18 protein-coding genes are annotated in these 21,736 nt (G+C 38.9%); 14 read left to right on the forward strand and 4 right to left on the reverse strand.

Annotated features, from left to right (window positions below):
* Positions 1-95: 95 nt before the first annotated feature.
* Positions 96-659, reverse strand: coding sequence for a UbiX family flavin prenyltransferase (locus OZX56_RS01495; RefSeq protein ID WP_277124814.1), 564 nt, complete (start codon positions 657-659; stop codon positions 96-98).
* A 6-nt stretch (positions 660-665) separates the two neighbouring features.
* On the reverse strand, positions 666-2,138 hold the full coding sequence (locus OZX56_RS01500) for a UbiD family decarboxylase (protein ID WP_277139926.1): 1,473 nt from the start codon (positions 2,136-2,138) through the stop codon (positions 666-668).
* Positions 2,139-2,240: 102 nt separating this feature from the next.
* On the opposite strand from OZX56_RS01500, the gene OZX56_RS01505 reads away from it, so the two are divergent.
* The gene (locus OZX56_RS01505; RefSeq protein ID WP_277139927.1) at positions 2,241-2,669 is read left to right on the forward strand and encodes an amino acid decarboxylase; all 429 of its coding nucleotides are present in this window, start codon (positions 2,241-2,243) and stop codon (positions 2,667-2,669) included.
* A 27-nt stretch (positions 2,670-2,696) separates the two neighbouring features.
* On the opposite strand, the gene mmuM is transcribed toward OZX56_RS01505, so the two are convergent.
* Entirely contained in the window at positions 2,697-3,620 is a 924-nt protein-coding gene (mmuM, locus tag OZX56_RS01510; RefSeq protein ID WP_277139928.1) for a homocysteine S-methyltransferase, read from the reverse strand.
* A gap of 100 nt (positions 3,621-3,720) precedes the next feature.
* Here mmuM and OZX56_RS01515 point away from each other — a divergent pair, with 100 nt between their 5' ends.
* The 6 genes from OZX56_RS01515 to OZX56_RS01540 all read left to right on the forward strand — a co-directional run bounded on the left by OZX56_RS01515 (position 3,721) and on the right by OZX56_RS01540 (position 11,587).
* The gene (locus OZX56_RS01515; protein ID WP_277139929.1) at positions 3,721-5,094 is read left to right on the forward strand and encodes an amino acid permease; all 1,374 of its coding nucleotides are present in this window, start codon (positions 3,721-3,723) and stop codon (positions 5,092-5,094) included.
* A 175-nt stretch (positions 5,095-5,269) separates the two neighbouring features.
* Positions 5,270-6,115: a PRD domain-containing protein gene (locus OZX56_RS01520; RefSeq protein ID WP_277124804.1), complete on the forward strand. Its 846-nt coding sequence runs from the start codon at positions 5,270-5,272 to the stop codon at positions 6,113-6,115.
* 94 nt (positions 6,116-6,209) lie between these two features.
* On the forward strand, positions 6,210-8,120 hold the full coding sequence (locus OZX56_RS01525; protein ID WP_277139930.1) for a beta-glucoside-specific PTS transporter subunit IIABC: 1,911 nt from the start codon (positions 6,210-6,212) through the stop codon (positions 8,118-8,120).
* Between the two features lie 17 nt (positions 8,121-8,137).
* The gene (locus tag OZX56_RS01530; RefSeq protein ID WP_277139931.1) at positions 8,138-9,592 is read left to right on the forward strand and encodes a family 1 glycosylhydrolase; all 1,455 of its coding nucleotides are present in this window, start codon (positions 8,138-8,140) and stop codon (positions 9,590-9,592) included.
* A gap of 90 nt (positions 9,593-9,682) precedes the next feature.
* Entirely contained in the window at positions 9,683-10,147 is a 465-nt protein-coding gene (locus OZX56_RS01535; protein ID WP_277139932.1) for a MarR family transcriptional regulator, read from the forward strand.
* 42 nt (positions 10,148-10,189) lie between these two features.
* The gene (locus OZX56_RS01540; protein ID WP_277139933.1) at positions 10,190-11,587 is read left to right on the forward strand and encodes an MDR family MFS transporter; all 1,398 of its coding nucleotides are present in this window, start codon (positions 10,190-10,192) and stop codon (positions 11,585-11,587) included.
* Positions 11,588-11,636: 49 nt separating this feature from the next.
* On the opposite strand, the gene OZX56_RS01545 is transcribed toward OZX56_RS01540, so the two are convergent.
* The gene (locus tag OZX56_RS01545) at positions 11,637-12,989 is read right to left on the reverse strand and encodes a threonine/serine exporter family protein (RefSeq protein WP_277124794.1); all 1,353 of its coding nucleotides are present in this window, start codon (positions 12,987-12,989) and stop codon (positions 11,637-11,639) included.
* A 132-nt stretch (positions 12,990-13,121) separates the two neighbouring features.
* Here OZX56_RS01545 and OZX56_RS01550 point away from each other — a divergent pair, with 132 nt between their 5' ends.
* The 7 genes from OZX56_RS01550 (at position 13,122) to OZX56_RS01580 (ending at position 21,734) form a co-directional block, all read left to right on the forward strand.
* Positions 13,122-13,376, forward strand: coding sequence for a Veg family protein (locus tag OZX56_RS01550; protein ID WP_277124792.1), 255 nt, complete (start codon positions 13,122-13,124; stop codon positions 13,374-13,376).
* 114 nt (positions 13,377-13,490) lie between these two features.
* Complete coding sequence (gene purR, locus OZX56_RS01555) at positions 13,491-14,321, forward strand: pur operon repressor (protein ID WP_277139934.1); 831 nt, start codon at positions 13,491-13,493, stop codon at positions 14,319-14,321.
* A gap of 58 nt (positions 14,322-14,379) precedes the next feature.
* Complete coding sequence (gene glmU / locus OZX56_RS01560) at positions 14,380-15,765, forward strand: bifunctional UDP-N-acetylglucosamine diphosphorylase/glucosamine-1-phosphate N-acetyltransferase GlmU (RefSeq protein WP_277139935.1); 1,386 nt, start codon at positions 14,380-14,382, stop codon at positions 15,763-15,765.
* A 134-nt stretch (positions 15,766-15,899) separates the two neighbouring features.
* A complete protein-coding gene (locus OZX56_RS01565) occupies positions 15,900-17,450 on the forward strand; it encodes an SLAP domain-containing protein (protein ID WP_277139936.1) in 1,551 nt (516 codons plus the stop codon).
* Positions 17,451-17,573: 123 nt separating this feature from the next.
* The gene (locus OZX56_RS01570; RefSeq protein WP_277124784.1) at positions 17,574-18,626 is read left to right on the forward strand and encodes a MupG family TIM beta-alpha barrel fold protein; all 1,053 of its coding nucleotides are present in this window, start codon (positions 17,574-17,576) and stop codon (positions 18,624-18,626) included.
* Positions 18,627-18,766: 140 nt separating this feature from the next.
* Positions 18,767-19,636 carry a MurR/RpiR family transcriptional regulator gene (locus tag OZX56_RS01575; protein WP_277124782.1) on the forward strand — a complete coding sequence of 290 codons (870 nt, stop codon included), beginning with the start codon at positions 18,767-18,769 and terminating at the stop codon, positions 19,634-19,636.
* A gap of 106 nt (positions 19,637-19,742) precedes the next feature.
* Positions 19,743-21,734 (forward strand): glucose PTS transporter subunit IIA, encoded by a 1,992-nt coding sequence (locus OZX56_RS01580; protein WP_277139937.1) that lies wholly within the window; start codon positions 19,743-19,745, stop codon positions 21,732-21,734.
* The last annotated feature ends 2 nt before the right edge of the window (positions 21,735-21,736 follow it).

A 21,736-nucleotide genomic window follows, 5' to 3' on the forward strand; every position in this document is an offset into this window, starting at 1 on the left:
TTTATTTTCTCTAATTTAGATAATTTAACTATAATGAAATAACCCTCGAAGTTAGAACAACTAATTTCGGGGGTTATTAAATTTAGTAAATTTTTTTACTTTCCTTGCCAGCGTTTAGCTACTTCATTTTTAATTCCTAACGCGTCTAAGATTTTCATTGTTTGATGATCAAGTAAATCTTGGATAGTTTTAGGCTGAGTATAAAAGGCTGGAATTGGTGGAATAACTTGTACTCCAATTTTGGCTAGTTTAGTCAAGTTTTCAAGATGAATAACGCTAAGTGGTGTTTCGCGCGGAACGATAATCAATTTACGTTGCTCTTTAATCATGACATCGGCAGCTCGTCCAATCAGGTTGTCGGCATATCCTTGAGCGATACCTGATACAGTCTTCATGCTGGCTGGCACAATTACCATACCATCGCTTAGAAATGACCCGCTCGCAATAGCTGCACCTTGATTGTGTTCATCGTAGGTGTAATTAGCTAGAGCTGTAACTTCTGCTAGGGTTAGGCTAGTTTCGACTGCTAAGTTCCTTTTAGCCCAGGTGCTCATGACTAAATGAGTTTCAACGTCAGGCATTTGGCTGGTTTTCTTGAGTAAGTCAATCGCATAAGTGGTAGCAGAAGCGCCAGAAACGCCAATTATTATTTTCTTCATTATTACTTACTCCAAATATTTACGCCAATCTGGTACCTTCATAAATTGTGCTCGTTCAAATTGATCCTTCATATCAAATGGCACTGTACCATCGATTACTAGTTTGGAACTCATTCCTTTGAACCGAATTGATTTCGGATCATATTCTGGCCGCTCCGATGGATCTAATGGGTGATTACGCATCCCAGATAAAACCATTAAGTCTTTGTCAGCTTGAAATCTGGTGTTCATAGTCCAAACAACATCATTCATATCAAAGATATCGACATCTTCATCAACTAAAAAGACTGTTTTCAATTCTTTGAATGCAGCAAAAGCTAAGATGGCAGCTTGCCGCTGGATACCTTCATCGGCCTCATTATCTTTATGAATTTGCATGATAGTCATTAGTTTACCGCCGCCTGCTGGTGGGTTATATACATTAACGACTTTGCCTGGAATAGCTTTATTAGTTAATTGCAAAATGCTGGCTTCGGTTGGGATGCCTGCCATACTAACATGTTCTTCGCTAGGACCGATTACGCTTTGCATAATTGGATTTTGACGGTGTGTTACGGCAGTGACCTTAATGACCTGAACAGCTGGGTTGGCATCACCGTCGTAACCAGGAAATTCAGGCATTGCTTTACCGGTGTGGGTGTTAATATCCTCTTGAATTCTTTCATGGGGCATAATATAGCCTTCAATGGTGTATTCAGCACGGGCAATCGCCTTTTCATCGACAGAGACACCGTTAACTAATTCAACGGCTTCTTTACGTAAAGCTCCAGCAACACCTAGTTCGTTATAACCAAGTGGGGTGGTTGGCGGTTCAAAAGTGGTACCAATGGTAATAGCGGGATCTAGTCCGATACTAATAGTAATTGGCATCGGTTTATTAGCTTTTTCGTATTCGTCAGCAAATACACCGATATGGCGACCGCCTGGCATAATGTAGATTGCTAATTTATCTTTGCCCTCAATACACATCCGGTGGATAGTCACGTCGGAAATTGACTTGTCCATACTGGAACCGAAGACGACACCAACGGTAATATATGGTCCAGCGTCTTGCGGGGTATTGGTTGGTGCTGCTACTAATTTGCGTAGGTCAAAGCCGTCCTCTGTTGCTAAATGCACTACTTCGTGACTGGGCGCGTCTGCTTCGTCAACTAAAACTGGCGCCACGGGTGTAGTTACAGCATCATTAAAATATTGCCCTAAAGTGCGCCAATCATGATGGAGAATTTTACCTACCCGTTTACGGCTAGCCATTAGTCCAATCAAGACACGGGTATTTGGAAAACCTTTGACGTTGTTAAACATCATTGCTGGGCCTTCTTTAGTAGGACGCTCAACAGTTCCTCCGGCACCGATATAACGGTAAACACCAGCTAGTTCTGCATCAGGATCGACAGCTACATCGGTTTCATGATAGTTTTGCGGATCGTCTTCAATTTCACTCAGGACTTTACGTAAGTCCCATTTGTTATTTGTCATCTAGCTTCAGCTCCTCTAAAATAAACTATAACTAAATTAGTTATCTATTCAGCTTACTCGGTTTAGAAAAAAGTAGCAAATAAGATATTAAGAGGATAAATTATGACAAAGCAAAGTTTTCAATCAACAGTAACAGCACTGGGTTTTACAATTACACTGGAAGCAGAATTTATTGGTCCTGATCTGGCAATTAAAATATTTGGCGGTGATCATCCACATATTGGTACGGTTTGTTTTGTTGATCAGACTGGTGATATTCAGGATCGTCCTTTTCCTAGTCATGATAATCGCTTGCATAAAGATGGTATTTTAGCTAAACAAATCTTGACTATCATTAAGGATAATCTTCCAGGATTGTGCGTTGTCTTAGCTGGAGTTCATGTTGATCAGATTAGCCAACGGCAATTAGCAATGACCAGTGAAATGACGCAGCAGTTGGGGCAGCGATTGCATAGGTGGTTATCGCAAGTTGAAGTTAATTGGTCACAGCCAAAGTATTATGGAGCAAATGAACAACCCAAAAAAGAGTAGCATTGAGCTACTCTTTTTCTGACGCAACTAGTTAATCTCATCAAATGCTCGAGCAATTTCTGCAGTCTGCTCATGATTAGTGGTGCAGCAGCTGCCAATTAGGTGAGCACCAGCAGCATACCATTTCTTAGTTGCTTGGTAAAAATCGATCTTTTCTGGTAGGTCTTGCCAAGTCTTAGTAGTCGGATCATAAGAAGCACCTTGATTAGGATAAACCACAATTTCCTTACTAGTTAGTGGCCTTATTACCTTAACTGCAGCTGTAACTAGGTTAGGATTAGTACAATTAATGCCAACTGCAAAAACTTGGGAGAATTGATTAACTACAGTAATCGCTGCGGCTAGGCTAGTGCCATCGCTAATAGTTTGAGCATCGCGCAAAGTAAAGCTAACATAAACTGGATATTTAGGATAATTGTTTTCCATCCAAGTTAAAAGGCATTTAACTTCCTTTAGGTTGGGTTGGGTTTCAATCGCAATGCAGTCTGGCTTTTGCTCAATAATGGTCTTCAAACGCGGTAAATGAAAAGCTAAATATTCTGCATCCGCTAAATTGTAGTCACCACGGTATTCGCTGCCATCGGCTAAATAAGCGCCATAAGCGCCAACTGTGCCAGCAACGAAGGTATGTTTACCAGTAATTGTTTCATAGTCATCTCTAGCTTTTAGCGCGACTTTGACTGCATCGACAATAAAGTTTTTTGCCTGCTGATTAGTATAACCTGCTTTTTCAAAGGCCTGAACATTAGCTTGATAAGTGTTGGTGATGATTAATTGCGCACCAGCCTGTAAATAATTTCGATGAGTTTGATACACGGCTGGTAAGTTATTAGTTAGTGCAGTTGCTGTCCATAATTTGTTGTTGGTATCCACGCCTTGTGCTTCTAACTCATCGGACATAGCACCGTCCAGTACCAGTCCCTTATATTGGCAAGTTTGTAATAAGTCCATCGTATCTCCTTAAAAAACTATTGTAATTAGCAAGTAACAGTAATATTATTTTAATTATTATAATCTTATTTAATCCACATAAACAAGAGGGAATAAAAGTATGGGTAAGAATAAACATTTAGAACGTAAAATGGAATCACGACATATTCGTATGATTTCGTTAGGTGGGGTAATTGGAACAGGACTGTTCCTGAGTTCCGGCTATACTATTCATCAAGCTGGACCTGTTGGAACAATTATGGCTTATTTGTTGGGGGCACTGATCGTGTATACGGTAATGTTGTGTCTTGGCGAATTGGCAGTGGCGATGCCTTATACAGGGTCATTTCATGTTTATGCTAAAAACTATATTGGACCAGCAACGGGGTTTGTGGTTGCGATCTTATACTGGTTAACATGGACAATCGCTTTAGGCTCAGAATTCACGGCGGCCGGATTAATTATGCAGCAATGGTTTCCGCAAGTGCCAGTCTGGTGCTGGAGCTTGGTATTTATGGTAGTAATCTTTTTGATTAACTTCTTTTCGGTACGCATTTTTGCTGAAAGTGAATTTTGGTTGTCAGCCATCAAGGTGTTTGCGATTGTTGGGTTCATCATCTTAGGCTTTTTGGCAATTATTGGGGTTATTCCGCTTGAAGGGATGCATCATGCGCCAGGATTAAGTAATTTGACTAAAAATGGTTTATTCCCTAATGGTTGGTATGGCGTCTTTACGACGATGTTAACTGTTAACTTTGCCTTTTCTGGGACTGAACTAATCGGTGTGACAGCTGGCGAAGCTAAAGATCCAGAAAAGACGATTCCACAAGCAATTCACACAACTTTGTGGCGGCTAATTATTTTCTTTGTCGGGAGTATTGTTGTCTTATCAGCTTTAATTCCCTACAAAGTAGCAGGAGTTACCCAAAGTCCCTTTGTTTATGTTTTAAAGCAAATGCATATTCCGTTTGCAGCCGATCTGATGAATTTTGTAGTGTTAACTGCGATTGTTTCGGCAGCTAATTCTGGGTTGTATGCTTCGTCAAGAATGTTATGGTCACTAGGTAATGAAGGGACGATTCCTAAATTTTTTGCCAAGACTAACAAGAACGGTGCACCCAATGTGGCGTTAGTCTTTAGTATGCTGGGTGGGATTTTTGCGTTAGTTTCTAGTGTTGTAGCAGCTGATACCGTTTATCTAGTATTAGTATCGATTTCTGGCTTAGCTGTCGTGATTGTCTGGATGGCGATTGCGTTAAGTGAACTTAACTTCCGCAAACGCTTTTTAAAAGAAGGCCATCAGCTAAGTGAATTGAAATTTCGTACGCCTGGTTGGCCGTTTGTACCATACTTTGCCTTAATTGCTAGCGGATTATCCTGCATTTTAATTTGGTTTGATCCGCAACAGCGAATCGCATTGTATTGTACAATTCCATTTGTAGCAATTTGTTATTTAATCCATTATATTTGGATGAGAAAAGCAACTAAAAATTAAGTTAAAAATACTGTTGACACCGCTTACTATGTTTGCTATAGTAAGCGAATGAAAAATAGGACTGTTACGGATTTAATTATTCGGCATAACCTACGCTTAAGAATGTTCCGGCTGATTCTACTTTAGTGGAATTTTCTTTAGCGTATTTTTTTATGGAGTGAATAGAGGTGATGCGATGTACTTTCAAAAGAAAATCAATAACAATTTTGCTTGGGCACTTGATGGTGATGAACATGTAATTGTTGGTGGTAAAGGAATTTCTTTTAATAAAAAAGTAAATCAAAAAATAGCTGATAGCCAAATTGAACGTGTTTTTCGTCCAGAAGAGTTGAAGCAAGATAGTCAAGTTGTTGGTAAATCTTTTGAAGATATTGACCCACAGGTCTTAACTCTAACGCAGGAATTGACGAAAAGGGTGCAAGAACGTTTAAAAAACGTTGACTTTAATAACAGTCACTTCTTAGCTTTAGCTGATCATTTGGATTATGCTTTAAAGCGTGGTGCAAACACGGATTATCCCGAAAATTTGCGCTGGGAAGTGCGAAAAACTTATCCTGAAGAATATGATGCTGCTCTTGATTCATTGTATTTCATTGAGCAGCAAACGGGAATTAGACTACCAAAAAGTGAACTAACCTTTTTAACTTATCATTATGTTGATGCGCAAAGCAACAATGATATTGGGCAGGAGCAAAGTGCTAAACTGGCTGAACTAACGAATCGTGCAATTGAAATTGTGCAGTATCACTATCAATTGATTTTGGATCAGAATTCTGCTAATTACGTGCGTTTTGTGACGCATTTACGCTTCTTTATTTTGCGGCAAATGCATCACGGCAAAGAACCAGTTTCCCAAGTTGATCCGCAACTACTCGCGATTGTAAAGCAGAATTATCAAAAAGCTTATCAAGCTGCCCAGCAGGTTGGAGAAATGTTAACGGAAAAGATTGCTTGTCAAGTTAGTCAAGAGGAGTTATTTTATCTAACTCTGCATATTGATCGCGTGACGAGAAGACAATAATATTTGGACTGTTACTGTTAAATCAGGCATAACCAAATAAAACTAGAGGAGTACTTTAGTTTTATTTGGTTATTTTTTTGAAAAAGGAGAAAAAATGAAAAAGGATTATAATGAATTGGCGCGGCAGGTAATTGAACTGTCGGGTGGTAAAAAGAATATCACTAATGCTTGGCACTGTGTAACGCGGTTACGCTTTAACCTAGTTAATAAAGATCTTGTTAAACTGGATGAAATCAAAAAAGTTAATGGCGTAATGGGGGCACAATTTTCAGGTGACCAATTTCAAGTAATTATTGGCAATGAAGTTGAGGATGCGTTTGATGCGGTACAAGGCCAATTAGGCAATATTGCTGCTAATGATAATGAGTCGGACGAAAAGCCAAAAGAAAATGTTATTAGTCGGTTAATGGACTTTATCTCAGGAACATTTACGCCAGCTATGCCGGCCGTGATCAGTGCGGGTCTATTAAAAGGGGTTGTTGCAATTATTCAATCCTTCAAGTTAATGGCACCAAGTAGCGCTGGTTTTGCAATCTTGCAAATGGTTTCAGATAGTGCTTTTTACTTCTTGCCATTCTTATTGGCAGTTTCTGCAGCACGAAAGTTAAAGACCAATGAATACTTGGCCATGAGTATTGCCGGGATTTTGCTATATCCAACAATGGTTAACGGCTATAACGCGCTAGCTGCGGGTAAGCATATTGCCACGCTGAAGTTATTTGGTGTATTGCCAATGCCTTATCTATCTTATAGCTCATCTGTTATTCCGATTATGCTAGCCGTTTGGTTCTTAAAGTATGTCTACAAGTGGGTTAAGAGTTGGATGCCTAAATCAATTACGATTATGTTTAGTCCAATGCTAACTATGTTAATTGTTGCACCGGTTACGTTAACTATTTTAGGACCTTTAGGTAATTATATTGGTAATGGATTAGCTGGTATCATCCTCTGGTTGTTTGATAATGTTGGGTTTGTAGCAGGAGCCTTATTAGGTGGCTTCTGGCCATTGTTAGTCATGACTGGGATGCACTGGGCACTAAGTCCAATTGGCTTACAAATCTTTAGTCAACAGGGATTTGATAACTTCTTAACGCCATCAACTATTTGTGCTACTTTTGCAATGGCTGGTGCTACTTTTGCTGTATTTTTCAAGACTAAAAATGAAGATATGAAACAAGTTTCCTTATCATCTGGTATTTCTGCTGTATTAGGAATTACTGAACCAGCAATGTACGGTGTGACTTTGAAGTTAAAGCGTCCGCTAATTGCCGCTATTATTGGTGGTGGTATTGGTGGTGCCATAATGAATATCTTCCAAACCAAATCATTTGGGATGTCAATGCCAGGGTTAATTGCTATTCCGGGATTCATTGATCCGCATAATAGTATGAATTTGATTATTACGATTATTGTTTCAATTGTTTCTTTTGTGATTGCTTTTGTTGCTACTTGGTTAATTGGCTTTGATGGTGATGGCAAGCGTAAAGCGACTGAAGAAGTTGCTGATACTGAAACTGAGTCAACTTCCCCTGTTCAAAGTACTGGCAAGCAGATTAAGATTGTTGCTCCAGTTAGTGGTAAAAATGTTCCAGTAGAGAAAGTTAAAGATGATACATTCGCTAAGCAAATTATGGGTGAGACTACTGCCATTGAACCAAGTGCTAATGATATCGTGGCACCTTTTGAAGGAGAAATAACACTAGTTGCGGAAACTAATCATGCTATTGGGCTAAAGAGTACCGATGGGGTTGAGTTGCTAATTCACATGGGAGTTGATACAGTTGAACTTAAGGGTAAGCATTTTATCCCTCATGTTAAAAAAGGCGACCATGTAAATCAAGGTGATTTACTAATGGAAATGGACGTTGAGGCAGTTAAGTCTGCAGGTTATGATCCAGTTGTTTTATGTATTGTAACTAATACTGCCGATTATGTTGATGTGATTTCGATGGTTGAGGCTGAAGATATTGTTGTTGGCGATAACATCGCCGCAGCAGTTGAATAATAGAGAGGAACTTTTAATTGAGTAAAGTATATCGTTTTCCGGAAAACTTCTTATGGGGTGGTGCTACGGCTGCCAACCAATTTGAAGGGGCGACTAGAGAAGATGGTAAAGGTTGGACAACTGCTGATACTGCCAAGTATGAACCAGATCCTAAACTAAGGATGCAGCAAATGCTTGCACCGATGACTACTGAAAAGGTTGAGGCTGCGCTAAACGATCAAGCGGGCCTATATCCTAAGCGTTATGGTGTCGACTTTTATCATCATTATAAAGAAGATATTAAATTGTTAGCTGAGATGGGCTTTAAAACCTTCCGCTTTTCAATCTCTTGGGCACGAATTTTGCCCAATGGCGATGATGATGAGCCGAATGAGCAGGGCTTGCAGTTCTATGAGAATGTCATCGATGAATTGCTCAAATATAATATTGAGCCATTAGTAACTATTAGTCATTATGAATTTCCGTTGGCTTTGTCACTTAAGCAAAATGGTTGGGCGGATCGGAAGACGATTGCTGCTTTTACTCATTATGCAGAAATTTTATTCAAGCGATTCAAGGGCAAGGTCAAATACTGGATTAGCTTTAATGAAATGAACTTTATTACAATGACTGGTTATCTGGCTGGCGGAATTTTAGCTGATAAAAATGGTGATCAATCAGAAACTCAAGTTAACTATACTGCCATGCATCATCAATTAGTAGCAGCAGCCCAAGCAACTAAATTGCTTCATGAAATTGATCCTGCTGCTCAAATGGGATCGATGATTGCGCGAATTGAGAATTATCCAGCTACTTCTAAGCCTGAAGACGTGATGGCTAGTGTTGAGTCTGATCATGCTAACTTCTTGATGATGGATGTTTTGGCAAATGGCGAATATCCTAGCTACGCTAAGCGCTTGTTTGCAGATAATCATGTTACTCTTGATATTACCCCTGAAGACCGTCAGGTTCTCAAGGAAAATACTTGTGACTTTGTCAGTTTTAGTTACTATATGTCGGGTATCGCTGGTGGTGAAGGAGAAGAAACCGCTGGCAATTTGATGAGTACTAAGAAGAATCCGTACCTTAAGACTAGTGATTGGGGGTGGCAAATTGACCCAGTTGGTTTAAGAGTCTCACTAAATAAGATTTATGATCGCTACCATAAGCCAATTTTCATTGTTGAAAATGGTTTAGGAGCTAAAGATGAGCTAACTGCTGATCACCAAGTTCATGATGATTATCGAATTTCTTATCTGCATGATCACATTGAGCAGATTGGTGAAGCCTTAGAAGATGGCGTTGACGTAATTGGTTATACACCTTGGGGTTGTATTGACTTAGTCAGTGCTAGTGGTAACGAAATGTCCAAGCGTTATGGCTTTGTTTATGTTGACCAAGATGACCAAGGTCACGGCAGTCTAGCGCGTTACAAGAAAGATTCTTTTGCCTGGTATCAACATGTGATTGCTACTAATGGGACAGAACTATAATTAATATTTATTAAAATACGGAACTCTAGTAGTTTCGTATTTTTTGTATATTGTGGAAAAACAGCAATAAATGTAGTATGCTATATAATTATGGAACAAAAAATTACTAAGCTACTTTTACAGCGACTAGGACCAAAAATTAAAATTGCCAATACATTGATTGAAAAAGAATTAAATAAGCAGTTTGCGAATTTGTTTGCAGATTATTCTTTAACTGGTGCCCAAATTTCACTGTTGGTCTACTTATATGATGCTGGCGGCCGAACTGTTACTCAGAAGGAAATTGCAGATACATTTGTTTTGAGTCATCCGACTATTCGGGGAATTGTAAGGCGACTCGAAGCTAGCAACTTAATTGAAACTGCTCGTTTAAAAAGTGACCAACGACAAATTGTCTTGACTTTATCGGCAACAGGTTTTGCTTTACTTAAAGAGAATATTGCTCAGATTCATACAATCATGAATGGGATTAATGAGCAAATTGTGTTGGGTCTCACCGAAGCAGAAACTGCCCAATTAGAACAATTTTTAAATAAAATTATTGGTAATTTTTAGTTTTTTTCTAAAAAGGTAGCTTACTACATAAAAGGAGTAAAAATGAAACAGGATAGCAAAACTATTTCTCAATCAAAAAGAATTTGGATGATGTGCGTACTTTTATTTGGTGCGTTTGTATCATTGCTGGCTGAGACTTTTTTGAATAATGCAATGCCAACAATTATGCGTTCTTTTAATGTTACTCAGGCTACAGCTCAGTGGCTGACTACGGGTTATTTGCTAGTAGTTGGGTTAATGATTCCAATGTCAGCTTGGATTTTCGAATCGTTTAGCCTAAAGCAGAATTATTTGACAATGATGGGTATCTTTTTTGCTGGTTCAATTATTTGTGTTTTTGCACCTAATTTTCCGGTATTGCTGATTGGTCGAATCATTGAAGCTGTTGCAGCTGGTGGCTTAATGCCATTTATTCAAAATGTGATTTTGCTAATGTTTCCTCCTGAAAAACGGGGAATAGCAATGGGAATTACTGGATTAGTAATTGGTTTTGGACCTGCAGTTGGGCCAACTATTTCTGGTTTAATTTTAAAGTATGCCGACTGGCAAATGTTATTCATTGTTTTAAGCATAGTTAGTGGATTAGTGGTACTATTGGCGAGCTTTGCAATTCAAAATATTACTACGCCTAAAAATGTTACCACTGATGTTATTTCGTTTTTAGAAGCAATTTTCGGTTTTGGCTTAATTTTGTACGCTCTGTCTGAGATTGGTAATACTGGGAAAATTACGCTCATCTTAGGCTTATGTCTAATTGGTGGTTTGGTGATCATTTATCTATTTTGCCGGCGACAATTAACATTAAGTGAGCCACTATTAGATGTGCGCGTTTTTAAAAATTTAAAGTTTGACCTTTGTACAATGCTAAGTACCATTAGTAATATTGCGATGGTCGGGATTGAGTTAGTCTTGCCGCTATATTTGCAGACAACCCGTAGTCAAAGCGCATTGACTGCTGGATTGGTCATGATGCCAGGAGCATTAGTTATGATTATCTGTAATCCGATTTCGGGCGGTCTATATGATAAGCTGGGGATCAAGAAATTATCACTATTTGGCTTTATGATGTTGCTACTAGGCACTTTGCCGATGCTTGATTTTGATAATCAGACCAGTTTGGTACTGATAGCTTCATGTTATGCTCTACGAATGGTAGGGATTTCTTTTACAATGATGACAACCTTTACGGCTGGAATTAACCAAGTTGCTGGCAAACTAACTGCTCATGCTAATGCAGGTTCTTCTACAATTCGTCAAATCGGTGGTTCGCTTGGTACAGCGTTAGTGATGATGGTAATTACCTTAAACTCGGCTCATGCTAGTGCAAATAATGGGGCAGTACAGGGTTATCATTGGGGCTTTATTTTGATGTTAATTTTTGCATTGGTTGGTTTAGTGAGCTCATTTTTCTTACCAGTTGCTAAGGCAGAACATAAATAATCAAAAAAGACTGAAACAACTAAATTTCAGTCTTTTTTCGTGGGCAAATTTAATCTGCATGACGCCACTTAGCATCAGTTAAGATGCGGGCGGTTAAAAGCCCCATTGGCAATGCAATAATAATCATTAGCGCATTCATAATCCAATAGGCACCAACGTTAATCTGGGTGACGCCAAAATCAAATGCTGCGCGATACATATATAGTCCAGGTACCATAATGACGATAGCAGGAACTGTAATCGCAATTCGCGGAAAGCCGACTTTATCTCGAACAAAACTAGCAATTAATCCGGCAAGTAATGCTCCGATAAAGGCTGCTAGAGCAGCTGGTAAATGAGTTAAGTCGACTAAACTTAAGCGTAGTGTGTTGGCTAAAGCACCAATCAGCGCTGCTACGATTGCCATTGGTAATGAAGAATTAAACATAATTGAAAAACCAAACACTCCGCCAAAGCTGGCAAGTAATCGGAAACAAGTTAGTAGTAAAAAATTTAAATGTAGTTGCGGCATTGAACCAGGCGTTAGATTGAGGCTTAATGCTGCGCCCCAACCGACCATCGTAGCAATCATGATGATTAGAATTGCATAGGTTAAGCGTTCTAAACCTGAGCGCATATCTAGTTTAGATAGATCAAGTCCCGAAGTAATAAATGGAAATCCAGGAATCACATAGAGCATGGCACCGATGTAGCCGTAAACGTGATCATGATGCCAACCTAATAATTTTTGTCCTATTAAAAAGCATAAAAAATAAACTCCGCAAGATATAGCAACTGCTACTGCGATTTTAGCAATTAGGGTAATCTTCTTTTTACCCATTAGTCCATGAACATAGTTGCCAATGAGTGCTCCAAGAAAACTGCAGCACATTTCTGGAAGACCGCCACCAAGCAAGAAAATGAAGCAGCAACAGGCGATTCCAGCACACAAAGCAGTAGTGATAGTTGAATAGTTTAAGCTATGATGATTAATTTGATCTAGAGTTTGATGAATTTCACCGATCGTCCATTCTTTTTGTCCAGTTTCAAATTGGCGTACCAAGTTTTCCAATTGGTTAAGTTTATTCATGTTGACTGCAGTTGTTGGTAAAGATAGAGTTTGTGAATAAGATTTGTTGTTAACATCAAAGCAAGTATAGTTAATTGAAACTAAGCCAATATCAGCTGAGCAGGTAATCTTAAGCGCTCGGGCGATAATATTCATCGAGTCTCTAACCCGCCATGCCCCAGTTCCACAGGATAGTAGCATCAAGCCAATTCTGCCAACTAACGAGCCTTTTTCAACTAAGGTAATATTTTTAAGTGGTGTGTCATCTGGACTTTTAAAAAACTCTTTCCATTGAATACGCATGTGGTGATGACTTGATAAATGACGTTGCTCAGTAGTCTGATTTTCTTGCATAAAAAACTATCAACCTTTCTAATTATAATTGGTTCCTATTCTAGCACATGACAGATATCTGCTCTGATTTAGTAATAATTGCAATAATTACTAAAATGTGGTAAAATCGACCCTTAAAGGAGTTGTTATTTAGTGCCAACATCAATTATTACCATTAAGCAGGAGTTGGATTCACATTTAGGTGATCCTATAACAGTTGTTGCAAGAGCTGGTCGTAAGAAGATCACAAAACGCCGCGGTGTTTTGAGAGAGACCTTTCCAGCAGTTTTTGTAGTTGATTTAGATCAAGATCAGAATAATTTTGAACATGTATCTTACAGTTACACTGATTTGTTAACCAAAAATATTTCTTTGAAATTTGATGACGGAGCTAAGGCAACCGAATAAAATTAGGCAATAGAACTTTTGGCATTGACATTTTGTAAAAATGTTGGTGTCTTTTTTGTTGGCTTAAGGTATAGTATTAAAAGACTAAAAGACAAACATTAGAAAGGAGAAATTATGAAACGTTCAGAGAGGTTAGTAGATATGACTAAATATTTGATGGAACGACCACATAAATTAATTCCACTACCGTTTTTTGTAAAGCGTTATGGTGCAGCTAAATCATCGATTTCTGAGGATTTAGCAATCTTAAAGCACACTTTAGCTAGCAACCAGGACGGAATTTTAGAAACTTTAGCAGGAGCTGCAGGAGGGGTACGGTATATTCCGTTTTGGGGTAAAAGCCATGCTCAAGAATATCTTCGAGAATTGGTTGAGCTGATCGAAGACCCCCAACGAATCTTGGCGGGAGGATTTGTTTACCTATCTGATATTTTGTGCAATCCCAGATATTTGGATAAAATCGGTAAGTTAATTTCGACGCGCTATGCTTACTCCAATATTGATGTGGTAATGACAATAGAAACTAAAGGGATCCCTTTGGCTCAAGTAGTTGCGCAGTATTTAAACGTTCCTTTCATCATTGCTCGCAAACATTCTAAGGTAACAGAAGGTGCCTCGGTTTCCGTGAACTATATTTCATCCTCTCTAGATCGGGTTTCCAAGATGGAATTGCCAACAAGGGTCTTGGAAGAAAACTCCAATGTCTTGCTAGTCGACGATTTTATGATGGCCGGCGGTACTTTGACAGGGATGCAGCAATTAGTCAAAGAATTTAATAGTACTATTGCGGGTGTTTGCGTTTTGTGTGAAGCAGATTTTGATGATGTGAAGTTAATTGAAGGGCATCTTTCTTTAGTCAAAATCGAAAAGGTTGATAGTGAAAAAGGCAATATCGTAGCCCAACCTGGCAACATTGTGGATCATACCGATTTTAACCGCTTTTAGTATTAAATGATATACTAGAATCTAGTTGCAATTTAAGAATATAAAGAGGTTAAAATTAATGAAAAAGTTTGTAGTTGTCCTTGCCGCTGGCAAGGGTACCCGAATGAAGTCGAAGCTGTATAAGGTCTTGCATCCAGTCTGTGGTAAACCGATGGTTGAACATGTAGTTGATGCAGCGCAGGCAATTGCTCCTGATCAAGTTGTGACCGTTGTTGGTAATGGTGCTGACGATGTCAAGCGGGTTTTACAGGGAAAGTCTAAGTTTGTTCTGCAAGAAAAGCAGTTAGGCACTGGTGATGCAGTGTTAACCACACAAAGCGAATTAGCAGATAAAACTGGTGCAACGTTAGTAATTACTGGAGATACTCCATTATTTACTAGTCAAACACTACAAAAGTTGTTCGATTATCATCAAAAAAAGGGTAATGCCGCTACGGTTTTGACAGCTCAAGCGCCTGATCCATATGGATATGGTCGAATTATTCGCGATGAGCAAGATAATGTTTTACGAATTGTTGAGCAAAAAGATGGTAATTCTGATGAACTAAAAGTTAAAGAAATCAATACTGGTGTTTTCTGCTTTGATAATGAGCAGTTATTTGCTGCGCTAAAAAAGGTAAATAACGATAATGCTCAGGGCGAGTATTATTTGACTGATGTATTAGAAATTTTGCGTAATGAAGGTCAGCGAGTTGGTGCTTATAAAATGCATGATTTTAGTGAAAGTCTTGGTGTTAATGATCGTAAGGCACTGGCTCAAGCTACTAAAATCATGCAAAAAAGAATTAACGAAGAGCATATGCAGAATGGTGTTTCTTTTGTTGATCCAGATACGGCTTATATCGATGCCAGTGTCAAGATTGCTTGCGATACGACGATTGAGGCCAATGTTGTTATCAAAGGCACTACTGAAATTGGTAGCAATTGCTTGATTACTTCGGGTTCACGGATTACCAATTCAAAGATTGGTGATGCTGTAACTATCACGTCATCAACTTTGGAAGAAGCTGAAATGGCTGATCACACGGATATCGGTCCTAATTCGCACTTGCGTCCCCAAGCGATTATTTGTAGCGGTGCTCACATTGGTAACTTTGTAGAAATCAAAAATGCGACTATCGGTACTAACTCTAAGGTTGGTCATTTAACGTATATTGGTGATGCAACACTTGGTAGCGGAGTAAATGTTGGCTGTGGTACAATTTTTGCTAATTTTGATGGCGTTAAAAAGGATCATACCAATGTTGGTGATTGTGCCTTTATTGGTTCTGGCGCGACGCTGGTTGCTCCAGTTAATGTAGCTGATCATGCTTTTGTGGCCGCAGATTCAACAATTACTAAGGATGTTGGTCGCCATGAACTGGCAATTGCCCGCGGCAGACAAGTTAACAAGCCAGATTATTGGCAAAAACTAGCTTTATCTAAAAGTACAGATTGGCAATAACGAATTACCTTTTTTACAAAAAGGTAATTGTGTTAAGAATCATTAACGACTTGGTAACAATGGTTTACACAGCAAGTATTTAAGTTACAATATTGGATAAATAATTGATTAAAATTGATGTGAGGTAGAAATATATGAAATTAAGTCATAAATTGCTAATGGTTTCGGCTGCAACGCTAATGGGTGTAAGTCCTGTAGTACCTGCGGTTCAAGCGACAACCGTACAGGCTGCTAAGAAGACTTCAACTAAGAAACCTGCTTCCAAGAAGGGCACAATCAAATTAAGCCATAATGCTTATGTTTATGACAAAAACGGTAAGCGCTTAAAGGAATATATGGGTAGCTCGAAGTATACCACTATTGCTAAAGGTGTGACGCTCAATTATAACGGCAAGAAAAAAATCGCTGGTAAGCAGTATTATTCTTTAGGCAATAATGCTTATGTTAAGGCGACTAACGTTGGCTATGTCGATGGCAAGAAAGTAAAAAAAGCTAAGACTACCACTGCTACTTTAAAAAAGAATGCTTACATCTATGATGCTAATGGCAAGACCGATAAGCAGAAGCTTAAAAAAGGTACTAAAGTTAGTGTTGACCAATTAATTTATATTGGCAAAAAATTGTATTACAGAATAAGTGGTCAGACCGATCAGTTTATCAAGTCAGCTAATGTAGCCAGCACAACGGGCCCGGACCTAAAGCCAGTTAATAACAAGCCTAAACCTGCTAATAAGCCAAGTGACGATCAAAAGGAATCAACTGTCATTACCTTGAATCATAATGCCTATATTTATGATGGCGAGGGTAATACTGAACATGACTCAATCAAAAAAGGTAAACAAGTTACAGTTGATAAATTACAATACATTGGCAAGAAACTATACTTCCACATTAACGACAGTAATTATCCTGGTGACGATCAATGGGTTAAGAAGAGTAATGTTGGTGTAATTACTGGTAAACAGCTTGAACCCGCTAATGATAAGCCAGGTGTCGACCATTCGCAAACTATCATTACTTTGGGTAAAGATGCCAGTGTTTATAACAATTTGGGAGTTGTGCAACCAACCCAAACTTTTGCCAAAGGTCATACTGCACGCGTAACTGAATTGCGGTACATCTGGGTTTCAGCAGATAATAAGGCAGAATTATTCTATAAACTGCAAAGTGATAAAAATGGTGGTTATATTAAAGATGACGATGTCAGCGAAATTAGTGGACCAAAATTAAGTCCAGTAAATACGCCGCAAGATGCTAAAAATGATATTACGGTTGCCATGCCATCAGACAAGACTGCCTTGCAACAAGCTCTCAACCAAGCTGCAACTGTTAAAGGCAGTGACGCGTATAAATTATCAGCTAAGACCTTGCGTGATAATTATGATTCGGCTATTACTAGTGGTAATCAGATTAACACAGGTAGCTCAACTATTGGGCAAGTTAATGATGCTCTTAAGAAAATTAATACTGCTCAAGCAGCACTTAATGGTAAGAAGATAGTGGTTGCGGACTTGAACAATCTGACGATTGCTGAAGCTGACCAAATTGCTAGTCTTGCTGCAACTGCTAACGATGTTGATGTTAATGCTATTCAATTTAGTGATAACAATTCGACTCTCACAATTACTGGTTCAAATAGTTTTGCTCAAAAATTAAATATTGCTGATTACGCTACAACTAAGTAGAGATATTAGCTAATAAAATTAAGCGACTTGGAGAAATTCTAGGGTCGCTTTTTTTAATTGTATAAAATGTGGTAACATTAACTAATTATAAACCGCTATTATTTACAAGGTAAAGGGGATAAAATGCTAGGTTTTTCAATGTATCTGGGACGTGATTTAACGGCTCAAGATTATAATTACTTATTGGCGATGCATAATGCTGGCTTTGCGACTGTTTTTACATCGCTGCAAATACCAGAAGATGATGCAGGCGTCGTTTTGACTCGTTTGGGTGAATTGACTAAATGGTGCAAAAATTTGGATATCGATATCGTTGCCGATGTGTCACAGGAGGGTTTGGCACGAATGGGGCTTAGCCTTGAAAACTTTGAGCAAATTCAGCAATTGAATTTGACTGGATTACGAATCGATGATGGAGTTGATGCCAGCCTAATTGCTAAGCTGTCTAGATCAATGCCTATCGCCCTTAATGCCAGCACTATCACATCTAGCGAGATTACTGCGTTGCGTGAACATGGAGCAGATTTTGATCATTTGCAAGCTTGGCACAATTATTATCCACGCCCTGAAAGTGGTCTTGATGCTAATTGGTTTAAGCAAAAAAACGCTTGGCTGCATAAGCAAAACTTGCAAACTATGGGCTTTATCGGTGGAGATAGCACTAAACGTGGTCCAATCTATGCTGGACTACCAACGCTTGAAAAGCAACGTGGTGAAAATCCGCTAGCGGCAATGCTTGAATTGCAACAATTAAATTGTGACCACGTTTTTGTTGGGGATGCAGCCTTGTCGTCAGAAGCAATTGCCAGTTTTACTGATTATCTGAAGAATGATACCTTAACTTTGCATCTAGCAAAAGAGTTGCCTGAACTAAGTAGTCAAGTTTGGCATAATCGTCCAGATGTAGCGCGTGATGTGGTACGCTTGGTTGAAGGTAGAAAGCGGCAGTCCTTTGATGTCACGCCGCAATCGGAATCGCTGCCTCGTCCAATAGGAACGATTACTTGTGATAATAGTCGCTATTTACGCTATCAAGGTGAGTTACAAATTACTAAGAAGGATTTACCAGCTGATGAGCGTGTTAATGTACTTGGTAGAGTGGTAACTGCAGATTTGCCAATTTTGGCGCAGATTGATGCGGGCCGTAGGTTAACCTTTAAGGTTGCTAAAAACTAAATAAAGTAGCGATTGTGTTTTAAAGTGCGTATTTAACGAGCTTTTGAAAAAAGAAGTTTTTTTTTATCATTGATGTTGAAATACTTTTTCAAAAGGGATATAATGAAAACGAATTCAAATTATAACTAGTAGGTGAAAAGATGAATTTTGAGAATCGAGTTGAAGCAACTCGGAGAAATCTGACAACTTCTGAAGAGAAGATTGCCGATTATATTTTAGGGCACCCTGAAACAGCAGTTAAGATGAGTATTAGTGAATTGGCGCAGGCTTCTAAGACAAGTGCGGCAACAGTTTCAAGACTAGTTAAGAGTCTGCAAATAGATTCTTATACTGCAATGAAAGTGATGATTTCGGTTGACCTAGCTAATCAGACTGATGCTGATGCTGATGAAAAACTTGATGTCACTGCTGATGAGTCCTTTACTTCGATTTGTAATAAGTTGATTAGTAATGAAATTGAAAATATTAATCAAACTAAAAACTTACTTCAAGAAGATATATGTAATGCGGTGGTTGATCGTTTACTAAAGACCAAGACAATTTATGTTTTTGGTGTTGGCGCGTCAGCTCTTTCTGCTAAGAATATTTATCAGAAGTGGACCAGAATTGGTTACAACGTTGTTTGGGAAGAGGACATCAATGTTTTGCTAGCACAGCTTAGCAGTGCCAAGGCAACCGATACTTTGTGGCTCATTTCTAATTCTGGAGAAACACCGGAATGCTTATACCTAGCTAGTTATGCTCAAGAGCAACATATCTTTACAATTACGTTGACAATGTTTGGTTCCAATAGCCTGTTTAAGCTAGCGGATTTAGCATTGACTACCTCTAAGCCAATTGAGCCAGATGTGCGTGTGGGAGCAACGAATTCTTTGACGGGTCAGTTTTATTTAATTGATGTTATTTTTTATCTTTATTTTAGCCGTAATTATAAGAAAAGTCTCAAGGCTATTACTGCTTCACGGCAGGTAGTCCAAGACTATCGGAAGAGTTTTAAATTTAAAAAATAATCTATTATTGGTATATTTAGTCTGCTATTGCTATAACAAGCTAGATTTGCAAAGCTGTATAATTGGTATTATAATGTTTTTGATTTTAATGTAGGAGGTTACGAGAATGAGTGCTGATAAATATAGTACGATGGGCGAAGAAATTTACGCTCAAATTGGCGGCGTTGCCAATGTTAAGTCCTTGTATCATTGTATGACCCGAATTCGAATTGCGATTCGCGATAATGATCAAGTTAATCTTGCTGGACTCAAGCAGATTGACGGTGTACTTGGAGTGGTCGAAGGCGATACTCTAGAGATTGTGCTTGGGCCAGGGGTTAATACTAAGGTTGCGGCCAGTATGGTAGCAAAGGCTGGCGTAAAGGAAAATGATCCTTTCCCAGAACAGGCTAACTCATATGCTGCTGATAAAAATGCAGTTACGCAAAAAGCTGATGAGGTTCATGCTGCGCACAAGGCAAGTCTGAAGAAGACTTGGTGGCGGACGGCTTTACAACACATTTCGGCTGTTTTTGTACCGTTAATTCCAGCTTTTGTTGGTGCCGGACTTATTTCTGGTGTGGCAGGTATCTTGAAAAACATGCTAACTGCTAAAATGTTGCCAGCAAGTTGGACATTAGGCATAACTGTTCTTAGTGTAATTGCTAGTGGATTATTTAGCTATCTTAATATCTTTGTTGGGATCAATGCTGCCAAAGAATTTGGTGCAACTCCCGGACTTGGTGGGATTATTGGTGGAATTGTCTTCTTACCAGGTGTAGTAGCACCAATCACTATTCCCAACATTTTCAATGGTCAGCCGCTAGCAGCTGGTCAAGGAGGAATTATTGGGGTATTACTCTCAGTTTGGCTGTTGTCTTATGTGGAGAAGTTTTTCCATAAACATATCGCTGATTCGATAGATATTATCTTTACACCGTTTTTGACTTTGTTAATTATGGGATTGTTCACTATTTTCATTGTGATGCCAATTGCCGGTTGGGTATCTAATTCACTAGTTGGTGGTATTAATTGGGTTCTGCAAGTTGGTGGTCCAGTTTCAGGTTTTGTTTTAGGTGTAGCTTTCTTACCAATGGTAATGTTTGGTTTACATCAAATCTTGACGCCAATTCACTTACAAATGATTCAAAAAATGGGTTATACACCTTTGTTACCAATGTTAGCAATGGCTGGTGCTGGTCAAGTCGGTACAGCTATAGCTCTTTGGATTAAGTGTCGCAAAAATAAGGAATTGACCAAGTTAATCAAAGGTGCTTTACCCGTTGGTATCTTAGGTGTCGGTGAGCCATTAATTTACGGTGTTTCATTGCCACTAGGTCGGCCGTTTATTACTGCTTGTATCGGTGGTGGTATCGGTGGTGCCGTAATTGGTGCATTCGGTAACGTAGGGTCGATTGCGATTGGTACTTCTGGTTTAGCCTTAATCCCATTAATCGCTGATCATAAATGGTTACAATATTGTATTGGACTATTAGCTGCTTATATTGGTGGTTTTATCGTAACTTATCTTTGGGGTGTTCCTAAGTCAGCTATGGTTGCTAAGAATGAAGATGGTTCACTGGTTGAAGATGCCAAGCCTGAATCTGTAGTAGCACCAACAGCTGTGCCTGAACCTTCTACTGCTACAACTAAGAGCGTAGCAGTTAATCTAGTTAGTCCAGTTAGTGGTCAATTAGAAGATTTAAGTTCAGTTAATGATGACGTTTTTGCACAAAAAATGGTTGGTGATGGCTTTGCAGTAGTACCCGATTCAGGTACAATTGTTGCTCCAGTTGCCGGTACAATTGTAGCGGTTATGGAAACTAAGCATGCGATTACTATGAAGTCGGAACAAGGTAATTTGGAAATGTTGTTGCATTTTGGAATTGATACAGTAGATTTGAAGGGTGCACCATTTGATATTAAAGTTAAGGCTGGACAAACAGTTGAACGTGGCCAAGAATTAGCGCAAATGGATCTGCAGGCTGTTAAAGCAGCTGGTAAAGACACAGTAATTATGACCATGGTAACTAATATGGATCAGGTTAAGCAGATGTCACCAATAACACCAGCAGCAGTTAAATCCGACCAAAATATTATGACAGTAACAACTAAGTAGGG

It is taken from the genome of Lactobacillus sp. ESL0684 (genome assembly GCF_029392675.1).
In the GTDB taxonomy this organism is placed as follows: Bacteria; Bacillota; Bacilli; order Lactobacillales; family Lactobacillaceae; genus Lactobacillus.

What these genes read in the sequence shown, in the direction of transcription:
- OZX56_RS01570 (WP_277124784.1), top strand. Translation starts at nt 17,574, where the DNA reads ATGCTAGGTTTTTCAATGTATCTGGGACGTGATTTAACGGCTCAAGAT.
- OZX56_RS01545 (WP_277124794.1), bottom strand. Translation starts at nt 12,989, where the DNA reads ATGCAAGAAAATCAGACTACTGAGCAACGTCATTTATCAAGTCATCAC.
- OZX56_RS01565 (WP_277139936.1), top strand. Translation starts at nt 15,900, where the DNA reads ATGAAATTAAGTCATAAATTGCTAATGGTTTCGGCTGCAACGCTAATG.
- OZX56_RS01575 (WP_277124782.1), top strand. Translation starts at nt 18,767, where the DNA reads ATGAATTTTGAGAATCGAGTTGAAGCAACTCGGAGAAATCTGACAACT.
- OZX56_RS01505 (WP_277139927.1), top strand. Translation starts at nt 2,241, where the DNA reads ATGACAAAGCAAAGTTTTCAATCAACAGTAACAGCACTGGGTTTTACA.
- OZX56_RS01525 (WP_277139930.1), top strand. Translation starts at nt 6,210, where the DNA reads ATGAAAAAGGATTATAATGAATTGGCGCGGCAGGTAATTGAACTGTCG.
- mmuM (WP_277139928.1), bottom strand. Translation starts at nt 3,620, where the DNA reads ATGGACTTATTACAAACTTGCCAATATAAGGGACTGGTACTGGACGGT.
- OZX56_RS01540 (WP_277139933.1), top strand. Translation starts at nt 10,190, where the DNA reads ATGAAACAGGATAGCAAAACTATTTCTCAATCAAAAAGAATTTGGATG.
- OZX56_RS01580 (WP_277139937.1), top strand. Translation starts at nt 19,743, where the DNA reads ATGAGTGCTGATAAATATAGTACGATGGGCGAAGAAATTTACGCTCAA.
- OZX56_RS01495 (WP_277124814.1), bottom strand. Translation starts at nt 659, where the DNA reads ATGAAGAAAATAATAATTGGCGTTTCTGGCGCTTCTGCTACCACTTAT.
- OZX56_RS01515 (WP_277139929.1), top strand. Translation starts at nt 3,721, where the DNA reads ATGGGTAAGAATAAACATTTAGAACGTAAAATGGAATCACGACATATT.
- purR (WP_277139934.1), top strand. Translation starts at nt 13,491, where the DNA reads ATGAAACGTTCAGAGAGGTTAGTAGATATGACTAAATATTTGATGGAA.
- OZX56_RS01535 (WP_277139932.1), top strand. Translation starts at nt 9,683, where the DNA reads ATGGAACAAAAAATTACTAAGCTACTTTTACAGCGACTAGGACCAAAA.
- OZX56_RS01520 (WP_277124804.1), top strand. Translation starts at nt 5,270, where the DNA reads ATGTACTTTCAAAAGAAAATCAATAACAATTTTGCTTGGGCACTTGAT.
- glmU (WP_277139935.1), top strand. Translation starts at nt 14,380, where the DNA reads ATGAAAAAGTTTGTAGTTGTCCTTGCCGCTGGCAAGGGTACCCGAATG.
- OZX56_RS01500 (WP_277139926.1), bottom strand. Translation starts at nt 2,138, where the DNA reads ATGACAAATAACAAATGGGACTTACGTAAAGTCCTGAGTGAAATTGAA.